Source organism: Floridaenema fluviatile BLCC-F154 (assembly GCF_041929135.1).
Taxonomy (GTDB): domain Bacteria; phylum Cyanobacteriota; class Cyanobacteriia; order Cyanobacteriales; family Aerosakkonemataceae; genus Floridanema; species Floridanema fluviatile.
In genome coordinates this window covers 45,643-64,977 of record NZ_JBHFNS010000046.1, presented here as the reverse complement: position 1 = coordinate 64,977, position 19,335 = coordinate 45,643, and the positions used below count along the sequence as shown (strand labels likewise).

The 19,335-nt window shown below is 39.5% G+C and carries 17 protein-coding genes; 6 read left to right on the top strand and 11 right to left on the bottom strand.

Annotated elements, in window-relative coordinates; genetic code table 11:
* Positions 1-157: 157 nt before the first annotated feature.
* The 5 genes from ACE1B6_RS11450 to ACE1B6_RS11430 form a co-directional block, all read right to left on the bottom strand.
* Positions 158-697: a chemotaxis protein CheW gene (locus tag ACE1B6_RS11450; RefSeq protein ID WP_413257357.1), complete on the bottom strand. Its 540-nt coding sequence runs from the start codon at positions 695-697 to the stop codon at positions 158-160.
* Between the two features lie 57 nt (positions 698-754).
* Positions 755-1,117, bottom strand: a complete 363-nt coding sequence (locus ACE1B6_RS11445; RefSeq protein ID WP_413257356.1) for a response regulator transcription factor — start codon at positions 1,115-1,117, stop codon at positions 755-757.
* A gap of 134 nt (positions 1,118-1,251) precedes the next feature.
* Complete coding sequence (locus ACE1B6_RS11440) at positions 1,252-2,562, bottom strand: response regulator (protein WP_413257355.1); 1,311 nt, start codon at positions 2,560-2,562, stop codon at positions 1,252-1,254.
* Positions 2,563-3,074: 512 nt separating this feature from the next.
* A complete protein-coding gene (locus ACE1B6_RS11435; RefSeq protein ID WP_413257354.1) occupies positions 3,075-4,571 on the bottom strand; it encodes a UDP-N-acetylmuramoyl-L-alanyl-D-glutamate--2,6-diaminopimelate ligase in 1,497 nt (498 codons plus the stop codon).
* Positions 4,572-4,602: 31 nt separating this feature from the next.
* Positions 4,603-4,884 (bottom strand): glutaredoxin family protein, encoded by a 282-nt coding sequence (locus tag ACE1B6_RS11430; protein WP_413257353.1) that lies wholly within the window; start codon positions 4,882-4,884, stop codon positions 4,603-4,605.
* 220 nt (positions 4,885-5,104) lie between these two features.
* On the opposite strand from ACE1B6_RS11430, the gene cysH reads away from it, so the two are divergent.
* Together cysH and sbcD are read left to right on the top strand one after the other, a co-directional pair.
* On the top strand, positions 5,105-5,839 hold the full coding sequence (gene cysH, locus ACE1B6_RS11425) for a phosphoadenosine phosphosulfate reductase (RefSeq protein ID WP_413257352.1): 735 nt from the start codon (positions 5,105-5,107) through the stop codon (positions 5,837-5,839).
* Positions 5,840-5,965: 126 nt separating this feature from the next.
* Positions 5,966-7,240, top strand: a complete 1,275-nt coding sequence (sbcD, locus tag ACE1B6_RS11420) for an exonuclease subunit SbcD (RefSeq protein ID WP_413257351.1) — start codon at positions 5,966-5,968, stop codon at positions 7,238-7,240.
* Positions 7,241-7,476: 236 nt separating this feature from the next.
* On the opposite strand, the gene ACE1B6_RS11415 is transcribed toward sbcD, so the two are convergent.
* Together ACE1B6_RS11415 and ACE1B6_RS11410 are read right to left on the bottom strand one after the other, a co-directional pair.
* On the bottom strand, positions 7,477-8,640 hold the full coding sequence (locus ACE1B6_RS11415; protein ID WP_459563015.1) for a precorrin-8X methylmutase: 1,164 nt from the start codon (positions 8,638-8,640) through the stop codon (positions 7,477-7,479).
* Positions 8,641-8,804: 164 nt separating this feature from the next.
* Positions 8,805-9,530 (bottom strand): Uma2 family endonuclease, encoded by a 726-nt coding sequence (locus tag ACE1B6_RS11410; RefSeq protein ID WP_413257349.1) that lies wholly within the window; start codon positions 9,528-9,530, stop codon positions 8,805-8,807.
* A 162-nt stretch (positions 9,531-9,692) separates the two neighbouring features.
* Between ACE1B6_RS11410 and ACE1B6_RS11405 the strand changes: the two genes are divergently transcribed.
* Positions 9,693-11,621 (top strand): heavy metal translocating P-type ATPase, encoded by a 1,929-nt coding sequence (locus ACE1B6_RS11405; protein WP_413257348.1) that lies wholly within the window; start codon positions 9,693-9,695, stop codon positions 11,619-11,621.
* A 218-nt stretch (positions 11,622-11,839) separates the two neighbouring features.
* Positions 11,840-12,712 carry a DNA adenine methylase gene (locus ACE1B6_RS11400; protein ID WP_413257347.1) on the top strand — a complete coding sequence of 291 codons (873 nt, stop codon included), beginning with the start codon at positions 11,840-11,842 and terminating at the stop codon, positions 12,710-12,712.
* 190 nt (positions 12,713-12,902) lie between these two features.
* Here the strand turns inward: ACE1B6_RS11400 and ACE1B6_RS11395 are convergent, their stop codons facing one another.
* From ACE1B6_RS11395 to ACE1B6_RS11380, 4 genes are all read right to left on the bottom strand, one after another.
* Positions 12,903-14,258 (bottom strand): MATE family efflux transporter, encoded by a 1,356-nt coding sequence (locus ACE1B6_RS11395; RefSeq protein WP_413257346.1) that lies wholly within the window; start codon positions 14,256-14,258, stop codon positions 12,903-12,905.
* 127 nt (positions 14,259-14,385) lie between these two features.
* Positions 14,386-15,216 (bottom strand): class I SAM-dependent methyltransferase, encoded by an 831-nt coding sequence (locus ACE1B6_RS11390; protein WP_413257345.1) that lies wholly within the window; start codon positions 15,214-15,216, stop codon positions 14,386-14,388.
* Positions 15,217-15,271: 55 nt separating this feature from the next.
* Positions 15,272-16,354 (bottom strand): peptidoglycan-binding domain-containing protein, encoded by a 1,083-nt coding sequence (locus ACE1B6_RS11385; RefSeq protein WP_413257344.1) that lies wholly within the window; start codon positions 16,352-16,354, stop codon positions 15,272-15,274.
* Positions 16,355-16,368: 14 nt separating this feature from the next.
* Positions 16,369-16,641, bottom strand: coding sequence for a hypothetical protein (locus ACE1B6_RS11380; RefSeq protein WP_413257343.1), 273 nt, complete (start codon positions 16,639-16,641; stop codon positions 16,369-16,371).
* A 212-nt stretch (positions 16,642-16,853) separates the two neighbouring features.
* Here ACE1B6_RS11380 and thiM point away from each other — a divergent pair, with 212 nt between their 5' ends.
* Positions 16,854-17,660: a hydroxyethylthiazole kinase gene (gene thiM, locus ACE1B6_RS11375; RefSeq protein ID WP_413257342.1), complete on the top strand. Its 807-nt coding sequence runs from the start codon at positions 16,854-16,856 to the stop codon at positions 17,658-17,660.
* 89 nt (positions 17,661-17,749) lie between these two features.
* A complete protein-coding gene (gene gntK, locus ACE1B6_RS11370) occupies positions 17,750-19,279 on the top strand; it encodes a gluconokinase (protein WP_413257341.1) in 1,530 nt (509 codons plus the stop codon).
* The last annotated feature ends 56 nt before the right edge of the window (positions 19,280-19,335 follow it).

Sequence of the window (19,335 nt, the reverse complement as noted above, 5' to 3'; positions counted from 1 at the left end):
AATTACTGCCGAATCTTTATTTCTGATTCTATGGGGTTGACAGTTATTTCTGAAAAACATCAAATAATGATGTCTGAGGAAGGAAATTATTTTCTCTAATTTTATGATTCCCGAAATACAGACAGAAATCAACAAAATCAACAAAACTTTTTCTAACTTATCGATTTAACTGCCACAGCGGAGCTTGAGCGATCGCTTCACCATTAAGCACCATCAACACTTCTTTATCTGCTCCTATTAAGTAGCCCTCTAAATAAGGCAATATTTCTGGAGAAAATAAACCTAAAGAAGGCATATTTACCTGATTTAAGTCGTGCAACTCGATATCATTGATTTGTTGCACAATTAAACCTAAATACTGATCCTCAACTTGAATAGCGATCGCCATTAAATTTTCTAAACCCCCGGTGGCTAAATTGGGAAATCCCATAAATTTACCAATATCAACCATCCACAGCATTTCGCCACGCCAGTTGTAAATTCCTAAGACACAAGCTGGCATTTGGGGAACTGTTAAAATCTCTGCTACTGATACCTGCATCACTTGTTTGATCACATTTAAAGGTAGCAAACCTATACCTTCTTCCCCTAGTTGAAAACGCAAGAATTTTTCCCCTACTGGCGGAGAATTTTTGGTTATATTAGTAGGGGAATTTACGCGAGTCAGGGCGGAAACCTGTTTGGCATTATCTATCATCTTCTTTATTAATTGATTGTTAATTATGTGCTGTAACTTTCCCAAACAAACAAATAACTATTTAATGAACTGCCGAATTGTTCGTACTAGTTCATTAGCTTGTACTGGTTTAGGTAGATAAGCATCTGCACCCAGCATACTGCCCCAGAGCTTATCAACATCTGTGTCTTTGGTTGAGCAGATTACTACAGGAATCTGACTTGTATCTGGATTAGTTTTGATTTCTCGACATAGTTCAAAACCACTTTGACCTGGCAGAATTACATCAAGGATAATTAAATTAGGCTTTTGTAATTCTAGTTTGCTTTGCGCTTCTTCGCTACTTTTAGCAAGCACCACTGAAAAGCCTAATTGTTGCAAATAGCGGCTCATAATTTCCATGTCGGTTGTACTATCTTCAACTAGTAATACAGTACTCATAGATTCCTCTTTGGTGAGAGTAATAATTTGGTTTTAACTTTAGTTGTTGCAGCTGGTTTAATTACCGATCGGCGATCGCTTTTGTAACTAATCCCAACTGCACAAATTCTGCTGTCCTCTAATTGATTAGCAAATCAAGAAGGCTGATAGCCCAAGGATTGATTTGAGCCTTCATTTGGTGAAAAAGATGATGCTGAATTTAGATATTTCTGCAACACAGGTAATACTTTGTTTTCTCCCACTGGCTTAGATAAAAAGTCGGAAGCACCTGCTAGTTTGGCTCGTACCCGATCGACTATTCCATCATTTCCTGTAACAATAATCACTGGAATATTTTTAAAGTTGGAAATCCGCCGAATTTGAGTACAAATTTCGTACCCATTAGCTACTGGCATAACTAAATCTAAAAAGATTAAATCTGGTTTATGTTGCAGCAAAAGTGGTAAAGCTTGAATGGAATCTCTAATACTCACAAAACCATAACCTGCTTTGCTGACTAATCCTTGCATAATTTGACAGTCGATTTCGCTATCCTCTACGTAAGCTACTAATGGTTTATTTAATGATGGAGGTGGCGTTGGCGCAGGTGGCGCAGTTTTCGGTGGTGCAGTTTTCGGTGGTGATGTGGTTTGAATCGCGGTTTGTCCGGGTGGATTAGGTATTGTTACTGTTTCTACCCTCGCTGTTGGCGGTGGGGGTGCAGTTATGGAGAGGGTTGGCTTGGGTGCATCGGGGATTTCTGTTAGTCCAATGACTTTTTTGCGAATATAAGGAACTAGCGATCGCATGACCGTTAATGTATCTTGCTTAATAAAAACTGCCACATCCCTAATTGTGCGTTTACCATTGGCTACCTTGATCAAGGTTTCATAAACTTTCGGCGAAGCTAATTGTTTTAATTCCTCAGCTTGCTTAATTACCGGAGCTAAGTTAGGCGATATATTTGTTAACCCAGCTTTCGTCCAATCTTGCCATAGTTCCAGCGTTTCCCTAAGTGCTTTTTCGGGATTTATTAAAGTAAGAGAGGCATCTAAAACTTCTTGTTGATCGATACTAAAAGCTAAAGGTGCTTTCTCTTCTTGCTGAAGAATATCGAATAATACTTCTGATACAGCACTTTTGATTACCGCTACCGCTTGCTCTCCGGTAATTTTCTGCCGTTTTACCAACACAATTAATACTAAATATTCCCAATATGGAGTGATTTCTCCTTGCCGAAGTCGAATATCATCAGCAGATACTTGGCTTAGATATTGGCTCAAATGCCTGTACCAACGTCTATTGACATGACAGCCCCCGGAAGTCCAAACTAAGCGACCAAGACAAAAGTAAAGACTCCAAGTAGTGATTACTCCCTGGATATCTAGTCTGCCACTAAATTGATTTTGAATCAGATTTGTCAACTGGTCACTTAGTTTATTAGCCGCTACATTGTTGGTAGTCATCCTAGTTCCTTGAGAGCAATATTTAATATAGGTAATCAAAATCTAATTTCTTTTATATAACTTTTTGTGGATGAACTACTGCAAAAATTTATGATTCTTAATAAACAATTAAGCTTGTTAATATAAACTAATTAATATCAATAAATATACATAGAACCACGAGAATTAAGTAAGTATTTACTAACATAAACTACAACAAAGCTTTACAGAAACATTAAATTATTATATGATAAATAATGGTATAATTATTAGATGTAAATAATGTAAATTAACCAGTTAAAATTATTTGGGTAATAAATTAGACGAAAAGTTAGTAAGACTATCAAGCATTACCCAGGCAAATCTGTTGGCTGTTACCTTTTCTCAGTAAAATATCTCGCTTTAGACCGATAGCCGTTAGTAATTCATCAGATATTCAGAAAATAGGAACTATTTTGGGGAATGCGGTCAAAACGCTGTTAATAATGGGGAAAAATTCCCCCTGTCTTGACCACATTTTTCCTGTTGAGAGGTTAGTTATTCAAGCGTTCTGCTAAAGCGGAACGTGCTTGTTCGCGATCGTCAAAGTGAATTTTTTCCGTACCCAAAATTTGATAATCCTCATGACCTTTACCAGCAATTAGCACGCCATCACCAGGTTGAGCTTCTAAAATAGCAGTGCGAATTGCTAAGGCGCGATCGCATAAGACTGCGGGATTTACTGAAGTAGGAATTCCGGCTAAAATATCTTGCAAAATCTTTTCGGGATCTTCAGTCCGGGGATTATCGGAAGTTACGACAATTTTATCAGCTAATTGGGCGGCAATTCCACCCATTTTTGGGCGTTTAGTGCGATCGCGATCGCCCCCACAACCAAAAACGCAAATCATTTTCCCTGGAATAAAAGGTCGAGAAGCCTTCAATAAATTCTCCAAACTATCAGGAGTATGAGCATAATCCACAATCACACTGATATCCTGATTTGGTTGAATTTGTACCCGTTCCATTCTACCTGGAACACCGGAAAACAAAGGCAAAAGCTCAACAATTTTCGCCAGTGACAAACCCAAATGTAACGCCGCACCCACAGCCGCCAACATATTAGATAAATTGTACTGACCTACCAAAGGCAAAGAAAATTCCGTCTCACCAACCGGAGTATGTAAAATCCCCTGCACCCCATCAGGTTGATACTGCAAATTATCCGCCCACAAATCAGCAGTTCGATCTTGAGTGCTGTAACTCCAAACTTTTTCCGAACTCAACTGTGCAATCAGTCTTTTTCCAAAAGGATCGTCAGCATTAATAATTGCCCGACCTTTGAGATAATCAGGACTAAATAACAGCGCCTTTGCTGCAAAATAATCTTCCATATCCTTGTGAAAATCGAGGTGATCCTGAGTCAAATTAGTGAAAACCGCCACCTCAAAAGGACAATTCATCACCCTACCTTGGGCTAAAGCATGGGAACTAACTTCCATTACTGCCATTTTTGAACCAGCGGCTACTGCTGAAGCTAGCTGTTCCTGCAACTCAACAGCAAAAGGAGTAGTATGAATTGCCGTTTGTTCAAAACCTTGCCAACGGGCGTAAAGAGTTCCCATTAAAGCCGTAGAAATTTGGGCTTCTCTTAAGAGAAACTCGATTAAATGAGTCGTAGTAGTTTTGCCATTTGTACCCGTGACACCAACAAGTTGCAGCTTTTGGGCGGGATAATCATAAAAAGCGGCTGCAACTTGGGCGCAAGCTGTGTTCATATCAGTAGCGGGAATAATGCAAGGTTTTTCGCTTACTTCCGCCTTTTTTTGGGCTGCTGTAGGGGAAACCAAAGCGGCGACTGCGCCAGATGCGATCGCACTGGGCCAAAAATCCCCCCCATCAACCCTAGTTCCCGGCATTCCGATAAACAAATCTCCCGGTTTGCAAGCATGGGAATTAGTCGCCAACCCAGTCACCTCCGCATCCAAAGCCGGATGGTTAGGCGACTGCACAATGTTGGGAACGCTTGCCAAAATCTCTCTCAGCTTCATGTCAGGAACTCCTCACAAGGGATATTGGGCATTATTGTGAACCATTATTGCCCAAATACTTCTGTAGCATTTGCTCCAATTGTAAAACTGAGCAACGAGGCGAAGGGCGGGGAAGCGGTTCCTCAACCTCTAGGTTTTCATCTCGCACCCTAAATAAAACCGGGATTTCATATTGAAAAGCCGCAAACCAATCATCGCGAGTGGTAATATCCCGCACCTCTAACTCAAAATCAATTTCTTCCACCTGTTCCAGTTTGTCTTGCAAACCTTCGCACAAGTGACAACCCGGTTTGCTGTACATAATTAATCGCATTTGCCTTATTTTCGGGAATCAAACCACAGCTAAACCTAGCTAAACATAAATGGGAAATCTAAGGAATGGTACAATTCTGTCCCCGACTCGTGTTAGTTTTAAGCATTAATACTTAAAAATCCTTAACTTAAAAATCTCTAATCCCCGATAGGAATATGTGCCTTTATAGGGTAAACTTAACAGTATAAAAGATTAGCCCAAGGAATAGGCAACAGTTATCATGGTTCAAACTCCCGAAACACAGAAAGTCGCAGTTAGCCAACTTAACCTAGACGAACTAAATCAACGCTTTGAAAACGCCCATCCTAGCGAAATTCTCGCTTGGTGCGTCGAAAATATTCCCACTGGTTTCGTTCAAACTAGTGCTTTTAACGTAGATGACTTAGTAATTACCGATATTTTATATCGAGAACTCAAGCCAGCAAATCCAGTACCAGTAATATTTTTGGACACTTTATACCATTTCCCTCAAACATTAGAGCTAGTTAAAAAAGCTACCGAAATTTACCACTTAGATCTCCGTACTTATAAAATCCCCGACATCAACACCCGTGAAGAATTCGCCGCAGCACACGGGGAAGCACTTTGGGATACAGATATTCTAAAATTCCACGAATTGACCAAAATTGAACCTTTACAAAGAGGATTGGCGGAATTAGAAACAGTAGCTTGGATTACTGGTCGCCGTCGTGACCAAGCGCCCACTCGCGCCACTATGCCCATTTTTGAAGAGGATAAAGAAAATCGGATTAAAGTCAATCCTTTAGCGAACTGGACACGCAAGTTAAGCTGGGCTTATGCTGCTGAGCATAAAATGATCTACAATCCTTTGCACGATCAAGGATATCCCAGTATTGGCGACGAACCAATCACAACACCAGTTGCAGAAGGTGAAGACGAACGTGCAGGACGTTGGCGCGGAACTGGTAAAACTGAGTGTGGAATTCACATTTAGTTAGTCATTAAATCTCTGTAAAAAAGAATGTAGGGTGCGTCAGATATTTAAGTTTTTTCTATGATTTTAAGTTAGCTGTCTGACGCACCCTACAATATGACAATTGACCAATGACAAGTGACAAAAATGATTAAAGTTCTGCACTTATCTGACATTCATATTGGAAGCGGGTTTTCTCATGGGAAGATTAATCCAGAGACGGGTTTAAATACAAGGTTGGAAGATTTTGTTAGTACGTTGGAAAAGTGTATTGACAGAGCAATTTCCGAACCCGTCAATTTAGTATTATTTGGTGGGGATGCTTTTCCTGATGCTACGCCGCCACCTTATGTAAAAGAAGCGTTTGCTAGTCAGTTTCGCCGCTTAGTTGATGCTCAAATTCCGACAGTTTTGTTAGTAGGAAATCATGACCAACATTCCCAAGGTCAGGGAGGTGCAAGTTTAGGAATTTATCGGACTTTGGGAGTACCTGGGTTTATTGTTGGAGATACGATAAAGACTCATTGTATTGAAACTGCTAATGGTGCGGTTCAAATTGTTACTTTACCTTGGATTACTCGTTCTGCTTTATTAACTCGACCGGAAACGGAAGGGTTATGTTTAGCTGACGTTAATGAGTTATTGATAAAGAAATTAGAACCTGCTTTAGAGGGGGAAATTAGACGTTTAGAGCCTAATTTACCGACTATTATGTTAGCGCATTTAATGGTCGATCGCGCAAGTTTAGGCGCAGAGAAGTTATTAGCAGTTGGTAAAGGTTTTACAATTCCACTATCTTTTTTAACTCGTCCTTGTTTTGATTATGTTGCGTTAGGTCACGTTCATAAACACCAAAATTTAAACAAGTCTAACGATCCACCTGTGGTTTATCCGGGAAGTATTGAAAGGGTAGATTTTAGCGAGGAAAAGGAAGACAAAGGTTATGTGATGATTCATTTGGAAAAGGGGAATACTGAGTGGGAGTTTTGTCCTTTACCTGTGCGGTCTTTTTGTACGATCGAAGTTGATGTATCGAAAGCTGAAGATCCGCAAGAGGGTATTGTAAAGGCGATCGGCAAAAAGGAAATCAAAGATGCGGTAGTGAGGTTGATTTATAAGTTGCGATCGGAACAATTAGACTTAATTGATACTGCGTCTTTACATCAAGCTTTAACTGAAGCTCATAGTTATACAATTCAAGCAGAATTAGTCAGTCAATTAGCCAAACCTCGTTTACCAGAACTAACTTCTAGTGCTAGTATGACTCCTTTAGAAGCACTAAAAACTTATTTAGATAATCGAGAAGATTTACGAGATCTTGCTACAGAAATGATGGAAGCGGCGCAAAGTTTATTAGGGGAAAATGACGAAGATTGGGAGGTTTCGGGAATAGAAACTGATGGTCAGTTGCGATTGTTGTAGGATTTTACAGAAATTAGGACTTACGCACTCTCAGCCTGAAACCTCGATCCCCCCTAGCCCCCCTTACCAAAGGGGGGAATTTCTCAAGCCCCCTTGGTAAGGGGGTTGGGGGATCTGAGTGCGTAAGTTCTAGAAATATGATTTTTTAAACGCAGATGAAAGCAGATAAACGCAGATGAACGCAGATGTAAGCGTAGCCTTTCTGTAGGGTAATAATCTTCCCCAGTACCCAGTCCCTAGTCCCCAGTCCCCTTTTTTAAATAACAATGACAGTCAGGTTTTGAGAGTAGCGAAGCGACTAAACTATTAAGTGTTGTTGCGGCAAGTAAACCGCCGCCGATCGTACCTTTTATCGTAATATAAGGAATAGCAGATTTCATTAGTTGGCGTTTGGCAGCTGGGGCGTGACTAAATCCGATCGGCATTCCAATAATTAAAGCTGGATTTATTGCGCCTTTGTTCACTGCTTCACTAATTGCTATTAACATGGAAGGAGCATAACCAATTACAATAATGCAACCTTTGGGTAATTGGTTTACTTTTTCTTGTAAGGGATGATTGCGCCAAAATTCTTCTTCTACTTCGGTGGCGTTGTGAATGTGAGGATTATCAATTAGTGTTTCAACTCGACAACTTAAATGAGTTAATCTTGTTCGATCTAATGATGTTGCTACCATTGTTGTATCTGCAACGATCGCACAACCAGTTTTTAATGCTTGACGCGCCGCTGCGATCGCGTTTTGTTCGGGTGATTTACTTAAGCACACAAAGGGAACTAAGCTAACATCTCCACAAGCTAATACTAATTGGGAAAGTAAATCTATTTCTATTTCAGATCGATCGCTCAAATCAGGTAATAATCTTTGTAGTGATTCTTGAAATGCTTCGGGATGAGCGTGAACTTCTGCATCTAAATTATTCCACAGTAATTCTAATCCGCTTAACCCAACTTGCGCTTCTACTTCTAATTGTTTCAGTTGCGATAAAGCTTCTGATTGCACAATTTCACAATCTTGATCTCTTCCGATTAAACCTTCTAATGCTGTCGCTGTTTGTCGCAGTTGAGTAATTTGTTGCATTACTGTGCGATATTGTTGCTGTAACTGCGTCATTAAGGTTTCTTTTTCGGATTCTGGTTCTACTTCTAATAGTTTGTGAATGTGAGATAATTGAAAACCTTGGCGTTTTAATGCCACAATTCTTTTGAGTCTTTGGACATCTTGTTCTGAATATAAACGATAATTGCTGGGCGATCGTACAGGTTGCGGCATTAACCCTAATTGATGATAATGTCGCACCATTCGCGGTGTCACTTCATCGCCAACTAATTGGGTGAGTTCGTGAATTGTGAGATTATTGGGATTGGGAGAATTTTGACTTGTAGGGGCGGGTTTTTCCATTGAGTTAACAACCCCAACAGAATATATAGATAAACCCGCCCTTAGAGAATTTGTCGGGGCGGGTTTTGTTGTTGATTCTTCTGTTTTGCTGACAGGATTTTCTGCTAAACCCGCCCCTACAGAGTTTTCCTCCACCCTAGACTTCTGCTTTTCTGCTTTTCTAATCATAGTTCTGGTTCGATACCTGCTGCTCTTAATTGTGCTGCAAGACGTTCTACTCGTTGGCGTTCTTGTTCGGTGCGTTGGCGTTCTTGTTCTACTATTTCACTACCCCAAAGAAGTAAGTTACCTTGTTCATTCCACCAACGTAACCAAAAGCTATGGCGATTTTCTCGATTTCCTTGCCAAACTCCTAAAAATAGCTGCATTTCTGGTATCCAAAAACGATTTTGTTCATTGGGAGATTGCAACTTATATTTTTTTTCATCGTTCAAACGATAGAGTTCAAGAGTTCCTGCTTGGGGCTCGAAAATGGCATAATTGGGAATTTGCAAAATGCGTTCGTAAAAGAAGAATTTGCCAGGGGGATAGGTTTCTTTAATTGAATATTCTCCGCCTTCGGTGTCTGACAGAAACTCCATTACTATTGTCGGAATTTCTCCTTGAAGTTGGGGGGTGTAACTCCGATTGACTTGTTCGCGGGGAACGGTAATGCGAGAAATGTATGCCCAGTCTGGTGCTTTGACGACAATTTTACCATTGACGGTGGCACAAATTCCGTAGTTGGTAGCGGTAAGGGCGGTGTCTGGTAATCTTCCAGAAAGTTGTAAACTCTCTGTTAGCGCCGCTGCTAGGGAAGGTTGATTGATGTTGTCCACTGGATCGTTTGGCAATATGTAATCATCTGGTAGTTTTTCCCAGAGGATTTGGTAGTTTGTGGTGGTGAGCATGGTTTTTTGCTCGAAAAGTGCGATCGAATATTCACTACTTTATCTTATGAAACCAGAAACCTTGTAGAGACGTTGTATACAACGTCTCTACAATACAGGCAATAGCTTGACTTTAACATTAATGTCAAGGTTTAAGCTAAGGGAGTCGCTTTGTATGTTTTTATGCTTAACTCTCTTAATTTGCCGCAATCTCGTTTTTTGTCATGGAGTCGGGAAAATTCTGATGCAATGGCAGCTATTTTATGTGCAATTTTAGTTAGCTTTGGTTGGTTAGCACTACATCTTAATTGGGTGGGATTGGCGCTTTTGATTTTACCTGCTGCTTATGTGATTGGAGGTTACGAAAGTGCCCGTGAAGGTTTGACTACTTTGTTTGAAGAAAAGGAATTAGATGTAGACCTTTTAATGATTGTGGCAGCTTTGGGGGCAGCTGGTTTGGGATTGTGGCAAAGAGAATATCATTTAATAATTGATGGGGCAATTTTGATTCTGATTTTTGCGATTAGTGGGGCGCTGGAAAGTTACGCAATGCGACGAACGGAACGCAGTATTCGTAGTTTGATGAGTTTAACTTCTGATACTGCTAGGGTATTACAAAAAGGTGGGGAAGTGGAGGTGGCGATCGCTAATTTAGCAATAGGCGATCGAATATTAGTTAAACCTGGTGAATTAATCCCAGTTGATGCGGTAATTATCGAAGGTTACAGCACTATTAATCAAGCTGCAATTACTGGGGAATCTATTCCGGTAGACAAAACGATTGGCGATGAAGTTTTTGCGGGAACTTTAAACGGTAATGGGGCGTTAAAATTGCGCTTAGAACAACCACCTGAAAGTAGTTTAATTCAACGAGTAATTCGTTTGGTAGAACAGGCACAAAATGAAACGCCTCCTTCGCAACAATTTATCGAAAAATTTGAGCGAGGTTATGCTAAAATTGTAGTAATTGTAGGTATTTTGCTGGCAATTTTACCGCCATTTTTGGGAGATTGGAATTGGGAAACTACTATTTATCGAGCATTAATTTTTTTAGTTGTTGCTTCTCCCTGTGCGTTAATGGCGGCGATTATGCCAACTTTACTTTCGGGAATTTCTAATGGTGCAAGACAGGGAATTTTGTTTAAAAATGGAGCGCAGTTAGAGTTAATTGGACGGGTAAAGGCGATCGCTTTCGACAAAACCGGAACTCTCACCACTGGACAACCAGAAGTTTACACTATTATTGCTGCTTCCGGGAAATCAGAAACAGAAGTTTTACAAATAGCGGCGGCGTTAGAGTCATATTCTGAACATCCAATTGGACAAGCAATTTGCCGTTTCGCTGCTGAACAAATGACGATTCCAACTGTTAGCGAAGTTCAAGCACATCCCGGACAAGGAATCAAAGGTCAATTAAATTCTCAATCAATTGTAGTTGGTAATTTAAATTTTGTCCAGTTTTTAATTCCTGAATTACATCCAGAGTTAATTAAGCAAGCAAGAGAGTTTCAACAAACAGGAAAAACTGTAGTTTGGGTAATTTGTGACAATGAAGTTTTAGGATTAATTGTGATTGCAGATCAAGTGAGAGTAAATGCTGTTAGTGCGATCGCATCTCTGAAAAAACTCGGCATCGAACATTTAATTATGCTCACAGGTGACAATAAAGAAACGGCGGAAAGTGTCGCCCAAGCAGTCGGTATTTCCGAAGTCAAAGCTGAGTTATTACCAGAAGATAAACTATATTTAATCCGTCAACTACAAAAGCAATATGGTGCAGTAGCAATGGTAGGTGATGGTATTAACGATGCACCCGCTTTAGCACAAGCAACAGTAGGAATAGCGATGGGTGCAGCAGGTAGCGATGTGGCGCTAGAAACTGCTGATATTGTATTAATGACCGATCGCTTAGAAAAGATTGCCACTGCGGTAGAATTAGGAAGGCGATCGCAAACAGTAGTTAAACAAAACATCATCTTCGCCTTAACTTTCATTGTCCTCTTACTAATAGCTAACTTCGCCGGAAATATCACCTTACCCATAGGTGTAATTGGACATGAAGGATCGACAGTCTTAGTAACATTAAGTGGACTACGATTACTCAGAGGATAGCGCAAAATTTAGGTTTTTTTACCACAGATATCCACAGATAAACACAGATGAACACAGATGTTAGAGCAGTCTTTTGGTGTAAATTTCACCTTTTACCTAAGAGATTTAAAGGATATACTATAAATAAGGTATATCTGGCACAAATCAGTTATTCCATCTGTGTTCATCTGTGTTCATCTGTGTCTCATCTGTGGTTTAATTCCTCAAATTTCGCAACAATGAATCAATCTATAAATTCCCCATTCCGTTATGCAGGCGGCAAATTTTACGCCCGAAATCTCATCTTAAAACACATTCCCCTTCACTCCCATTATGTAGAACCTTTTGCTGGTGGAAGTTCGATATTTTTTGCCAAATCAAAGGTGAAAAACAATTGGCTTAACGATATTGACGAAGCACTAGTAAATACATATTTAATCATTCGCGATCGACCCGAACAATTAATCAATTATTTAGCAGGAGAACAAGCAACAAAAGAAAGACACGCTTATTATAAAAATGAGTTTATCCCGCAAAACAAATTAGAAGCAGCAGCCAGATGGTTTTATCTAAATCGTACCTCATACTCAGGGATAATGAAGCCACAAAACTGTTATTGGGGATATGGTGATAAGTATAGTATGCGCCCGGAAAATTGGCCCAGAAATATTCGCCGCACTTCGGAAAAACTGCAAAATGTTCAGTTAACTTGTTGGGATTTTTCCGAAGTTATTAAAACTGTTCCTGATGATGCTTTTTTGTTTATCGATCCTCCTTATTTTAATGCCGATCAAGATAAATTTTACACTCATTCTTTTTGCCGAAACGATCACTATAGATTATCTGAAATACTGAAGGAACACAAGGATAGAATTAAGTTTCTGATTACTTATGATAATAGCCCGGAAGTTAGAGAATTGTATGAATGGGCGATGGAAATGCACGATCGAGAGTGGAATTACACAATTAATAGAACTGACGATCAGAAAAAGGGTGAGAAAAAAGCCGAGAATTTTAAGGGGGAACGTTATAAGGGGAAGGAGGTGTTTATTTTGAATTATGATTCTACTCTAATTCCCCAAGAACCTATACAATTAAGTTTTATTTTTTGAGTAAGGAAGACCATAATTAGTAGGGTGCGTCAGAAGCTAAAACTCTAATGCTATCAACTAAATTTATGGTCTGACGCACCCTACAACTTCCGCTTTTTACTTGACTTTAATTAGTAGGGTGCGTCAGAAGCTAAAACTCTAATGCTATCAACTGAATTTATGGTCTGACTCACCCTACAACTTCCGCTTTTTACTTGACTTTAACTACACTGAAACGCCAAGTTAAAATAATTGATGCTACTGCTAAACCAAGTGCTAAACCCCACCAAAGTCCTACGCCGCCAAAACCGAGTTTTAAACCTAGTAAATAGCCGCTAGTTAACCCAATACACCAATAGGCGAAAATGCCAATTAACATGGGTATTCTGGTATCTTTTAATCCTCGCAAAGCGCCGACAGCAGTAACTTGAATTCCATCGGCTATTTGAAAGAATGCAGCTACTTTTAACAATGCTTTTGCTTGGTTGACAACCTCGGTATTTGCAGGATTATTAATATCAAGATAAAGGGAAACTATTGTTTCTGGCATTAGCCAAAATAAAATGCCCATAAATGCCATGAATATTCCTCCCAAGCTAATACCAACATACCCGGCTAAACGGGAACCTTTGACATTCTTTTGACCTACTTCTTGTCCGACACGAACAGTAGTAGCAAAGGAAATTCCCAAAGCAACTGTGAAGGTTGTAGCTGCGGTTTGTAAGGCGATTTGATGTGCTGCTAAGGTGGTTGTTCCTAACATTCCCATGATGAATGTTGTCACAGTAAATAATCCTGCTTCTACAGCAGTTAACATACCAATTGGTAATCCTATGTGCAATATTTCGCCAAATACTTGTTTGTTAAATTGGTGAAGTTTGGAAAATACGTTATATTTTTTCAAAGTTGCTTCGCTGTTGATGTAAACGATCAGAGCAATCAACATACTCCAAAAAGATAGCGTACTTCCCCAACCAATTCCCGCTAATCCTAATGCTGGTAATCCTAATTTACCAAACATCAAAACATAGTTTGCAGCGATGTTTAAGAAGGTGCCACAAATTACTATTACCATAATTGGGCGAGGTTGAGAAACGCCAGAAACAAAGTTTCTTAGTACTGCAAAAGCTATAGCTGGTACAACGCCCCAGGCGATCGCTTGCAAATACTTTTCTGTTATTGCTACAGTATTGGCATCTTGTCCAAATAATAGCAAAAGTGATTTTCCATAAAAAACGATTAAACTAATCGGAATTCCGAAAATAATTGCTAACCACAAACCTTGGCGAACTACACATTTCACCATTTGAATTTGATTCGCACCATAAGCTTCTGCTACTAACGGACTAACCGCAGAAACAATTGCGGAACTAACAAGTAGTAAGATGGTAAAAGTAACAGCACCTAAACCACCAGCAGCAATAGTTTGACTTCCTAATAAGCCCATCATTACTGTATCGACAAATGCTGTTAAACTTTGCGCTAACTGTGCTGCTGCTAGAGGAATTCCTAACCGTAGAGTTGCCCTAATTTCTGAAGTAATCGAGAATTTTTGGAGAGTATACATCGTGCATTTTAATTAACTACTACTGCACAAAAAATCAGGGCTTACGCCAAGCCTCTGTCGGGTGTTTAGCGATCGCAGAACGCACTATACCACCATATTTAGATTTGCTGCGTAAGTCCTGCCAATGTTAAGCCGCTAACAATTTTAGTCGCACCACCAATACAGGCGGAATTTCGCTAAAATTACCACCCCAACTCAGTAAATAGTTATTTGGGTAGTCAGCTGGAAATGCAGGTTCCTCTAATCCATCTAACACGAATCCTACTCGAAAAGCTTCACCCAAAAGTAGATTAATTGGTCGATGAAAATAGATATGTGGTTTTGGTTGATTGCGAAGTGCTAATCCGTAAGTAACGGTAGGTTGCAAATATTTTTCTACTTTGATAGAACAGCGAGTTTCAATTTCACCATTGCTTTCTGTTTCTTCTGCAACCATACTAATATGAGGGTTGTTAAAACAAGGGTGCATCACAGAAAAAACAAAGCAACCTTGTGGTTTTAGTAATTTAGTTAGCGCCCGAAATAAAGGTGCAATTTCTGCCATATCCATTAACGTCATTGCCGATATAGCAGCATCAAAACTGTTTTCACCTAATTCTAATAAAGCTGTTTCATTGGTAGCGTCTAGAACTTGATAAGCGATCGCATCTTGTGCTTGAGTTCGCCCAATCGCACAAGCAATTAATTGTTCAGAAAAATCAATTCCTACTACTTTTGCACCTAAACTCGCTAATCGTCGGCTAAATATGCCATTTCCACAACCGATGTCTAAAATGCGATCGCCAACTTTTACTCCCAGCAATCTTTCTGTAGCAGGACGAACTAACAGGCGATGAAAATCATTGCCATCATCCCCCATTTTAGCATCCCAATTTAAAGCATTGCTATTCCAAGAAGCCTGAGTTTCCTGATTCCAATTTTTAGGATAATCAGGATTTCTAGCTTGTTCGTTGTTCATTGTATTAGTCTGGAAATTCCAGAAAATAAGTCATCAATGCCAACTTTAATTCAATTTATTCTAGCCAAGAATCTGCATGGTAATTTTCTAATTCTAAGCCAGAATCAAGAGTAATTTCATCGGCAATATAAGCCATCCCGGAGATAGCGATATTAGTCGGTACTTCGTAAGAACGTCCGCTATGAGCACCGCCTAAATACTGTTCGCCGTCAAACTGAGCAAACCAATAATTTGACTCGCCTTGATGTTTGGAATGAATCACAATATCTTTCCATCCGTAACTCATTTGTTCAGTGACAACGATCGGCGCAGCACCATAACCAAGGTGTGAAATTAAGCGATAACCTTTGCCTTCTGGTTGGAAAATTAGGATGGGATATTCTTTACTATTACTAGTATCTGCTGTCACTAAATAAACAATGACTTCGTTTTTTCCATCATCGTTTAAGTCTACTCGATTGTAATAGTAACGAGTGAAGTTAGTTTCGGGAGAGAGCGATCGCGCGATCGCCATTTCCAAAGCTAAATCATGATGATTTTCCGAAAGCACGTACCAAATTTGACTTAAATCTATGCTTCTCACCACAGGCAAATGCTGATGCGTTACAGCTAGTAAAATTTTGCTCAAAGTATCCCAAGTTTCAAAACCGACAATTCCATCAACTGTAATTCCCATTCGCCGCTGAAAATGTCTTACCGCCCACTCAGTTACAGAACTGAAAATGCCATCAAGCGGACTATCATACAAATAATCACCAGTCTTTAATAACGCTTTTTGTAACGCTTTAACAATTTCTCCCTTGCTACCTCTTTTTAGCTTCGGCAAATGAATCGGCGATCCCGCATAAAGTGCTTGCCAAGTAAAAATATCTACCACACCATTTACAGGCAAAAACATCACTTCTTGGAATTCTTCTACCATCATTTTCATTGCGCGATCGAACTTGCCTTTATGCAATTTTGCATTGTGAAATTGACGTTCCGCCTGCCGAGAACCTAGCAGTGCTTTCCAGCGTAATAACAACTTTTGTAGTTCTACGACTTCAGCACCACTACTGCCTAATTTCAGAGTCGGTTTGTATTGGAAAATATTGCCCAAAACTAAAACATAACCCTGCTCAGAAAACTCAGAAAACATCGTTACTCTCCTTTTCACCCAACTGTATCTTCAGGACTTAATTGCCAGATTCTTTCCAATAGTTGAACTCTTTGTCGTCTCACGAAAGCGCGATATTGTTGGTAAGCAGTCACCCCTAAAACTAAAACGAGAGGTACAATTCCTACTGGAGGAATAGAAATTGTGTTTCCTTCAGCTAAATTTAGAGAATTTGCTTGCGAGAATCCCACAATTTGTTGGTTTTGAGAATTAACTGAATTATTAAACTGAGGGAAAGCTTCAGGATATTCCGAATAGGTAGATTGCATAACTTAGCTCCTCCATAATTTAATCTTGTGTTTAGCGCATCAGATAAATTTACTAAGTTAATTAACTGGTGAGCAAATAAATTTCTTTATGATGTTCACTGCTGCTGAAACAGAACACTTGTAAATTTATATATAAATCGGGAAAAACTAGGGAAGAAGTCTTAGCATAAACCAGTTGTGGCAAAGTAAGTATAAAACTACAGTGGTTGACTATGAATCATTTAGCACAAACTATCTGGCAAGATTTAATTTCCATTCGAGAAACAAAACCTCTCATTCATAACATCACTAATTACGTAGTGATGAATAATACCGCTAATGCTCTCTTAGCTTTAGGTGCTTCTCCGGTAATGGCGCACGCCTCAAATGAAGTCGAAGAAATGGTAAATTTAGCAGCAGCTTTAGTGATCAATATTGGCACTTTAAATGATGATTGGATTGCCGCAATGCACAAAGCGATGTTCACTGCGAAAAAACTTAACAAACCGATAATATTTGATCCGGTGGGTGCAGGTGCCACAATTTATCGCACCGAAACTACAAAGAAACTATTAAATATAGCGACACCAACTGTAATTCGTGGTAATGCTAGTGAAATTGCTGCTATTGCTAATCAAAACATCACCACTAAAGGAGTAGATAGCACTCAAGATTCCCAAACAGTTGTGAGTGTTGCTCAAACTCTAGCAAACCTTTATCAATGCACGATCGTTATTAGTGGTGCAATTGATTTTGTGGTTAGTCAAGAGCGAATTTTTCAAATTGAAAATGGGCATCCACTGATGTCAAAAGTTACTGGAATGGGTTGTACTGCTACTGCCTTAATTGCTGCTTTTCAAGCAGTGAATGCTGATGCTACTATTGCCGCTACTCATGCTATGGCAATCATGGGAATTGCCGGAGAAATAGCAGCAGAACGATCGGTTGGGCCTGGTAGTTTGCAACTCAATTTTCTTGATGCTTTATATAACTTAAAAGCAGAGGATATTACAAATCGGCTAAAATTAACTACAACCTAATTATCAAGTTTCCGGCAAATAAATAGTCAAACTTCTCCTTCTCTTTCCTCTGCGTCCTCTGCGTCCTCTGCGATTCAAAAAAAATCTCTATGAGTTATATAATTGCTGTTGATATTGGCACTACAAGCACTAAATCAGTTTTATTTACGGAAACTGGTAAAATGTTGCAGAGAGCCGCTGTTGATTATCCTTTATTAACACCTGTTCCCGGAGCCGCCGAACAAGAACCAGAAGCGATATTGTCAGCAGTAATTACTACAGTTCAACAGGTGTTTGAAAGTAGTAAAATTAAACCTTCTGAGATTTTCTGCTTGTCTTTTAGTGCAGCGATGCACAGTTTAATTGCTGTGGATAGTCAAGGAAAATTGTTGACTAAAAGTATTACTTGGGCAGATAATCGTAGTAATAAATGGGCGAAAATTGTTCAGGAAGAAAGGCAAGGAAAAGAAATTTATCTCCGCACGGGAACGCCGATTCATCCAATGTCGCCTTTGATTAAAATTATTTGGTTGCGGGAAGAACAACCGGAAATTTTTGCGAAGGCGGCTAAGTTTATTTCGATTAAGGAGTATGTTTTTCATCAATTATTCGGCGAGTATGTGGTTGATTATTCCATTGCTTCAACTACAGGGTTACTAAATTTAAAACAGTTAAATTGGGATCGAGAAGCATTGGAACTTGCCCAGATTACAGAAATGAATTTATCACGCTTAGTTCCGACAACTTATATTTTTCAATCTTTGCGGGAAGAATACGCTTTAGCAATGGGAATTCCGGCGCATATTCCCACAGTAATTGGTGCTGCTGATGGGGTGCTTTCTAATTTGGGAGTAGGGGCGATCGCACCCGGAATAGTTGCCGTTACAGTAGGTACAAGTGGCGCAATTCGAGTTGTTGTCGATCGACCAACTTGCGATCCCCAACAGCGATTGTTTTGCTATGCTTTAACCGAAAACTATTGGGTAATTGGTGGTGCAGTTAATAACGGTGGGATTATTTTAAGATGGATACGAGATCGTTTAGCTGATGCTGAAGTATTAACTGCAAAAACTCTCGGACAAGACCCTTACGATATGTTAACAGCGATCGCGCAAACAGCACCAGCCGGATCGGAAGGATTAATTTTTCATCCTTATTTAACCGGAGAGCGATCGCCAATTTGGGATGCTAATGCTAGAGGTAGTTTTGTAGGACTTTCTCTTCGTCATACCAAAGCACATTTAGTTCGTTCCATGTTAGAAGGAGTTGTCTATAACCTATATTTAGTTTTCCAAGCTTTAGAAGATTTCGCTGGCGAAATTAACAGCATTCGCGCCTCTGGAGGTTTTGCTAATTCCTGTTTATGGCGACAGATTTTAGCCGATGTTTTTCATCAACCTGTCAGCGTTCCCGAAATCTACGAAAGTTCTAGTTTTGGTGCGGCAATTTTAGGACTTTACGCCCTGAAAAAAATTACTAAATTAGAGGAGGTATGCCAACAAATTGGCTTAACTTACCATCATCAACCCATTGCTAAAAACGTGGCAGTTTATCAAAAAATTATTCCCGTTTATTCGCGAATTTTAGCAAAATTACAGGAGGAATACGCCGAAATTTCTCAATTACAAAAAGAGGTTTAAAAGAGTAATCTCCAGACAGAATTTGATAAATTCTTCTTCATTTAAGTTTGTAGTTA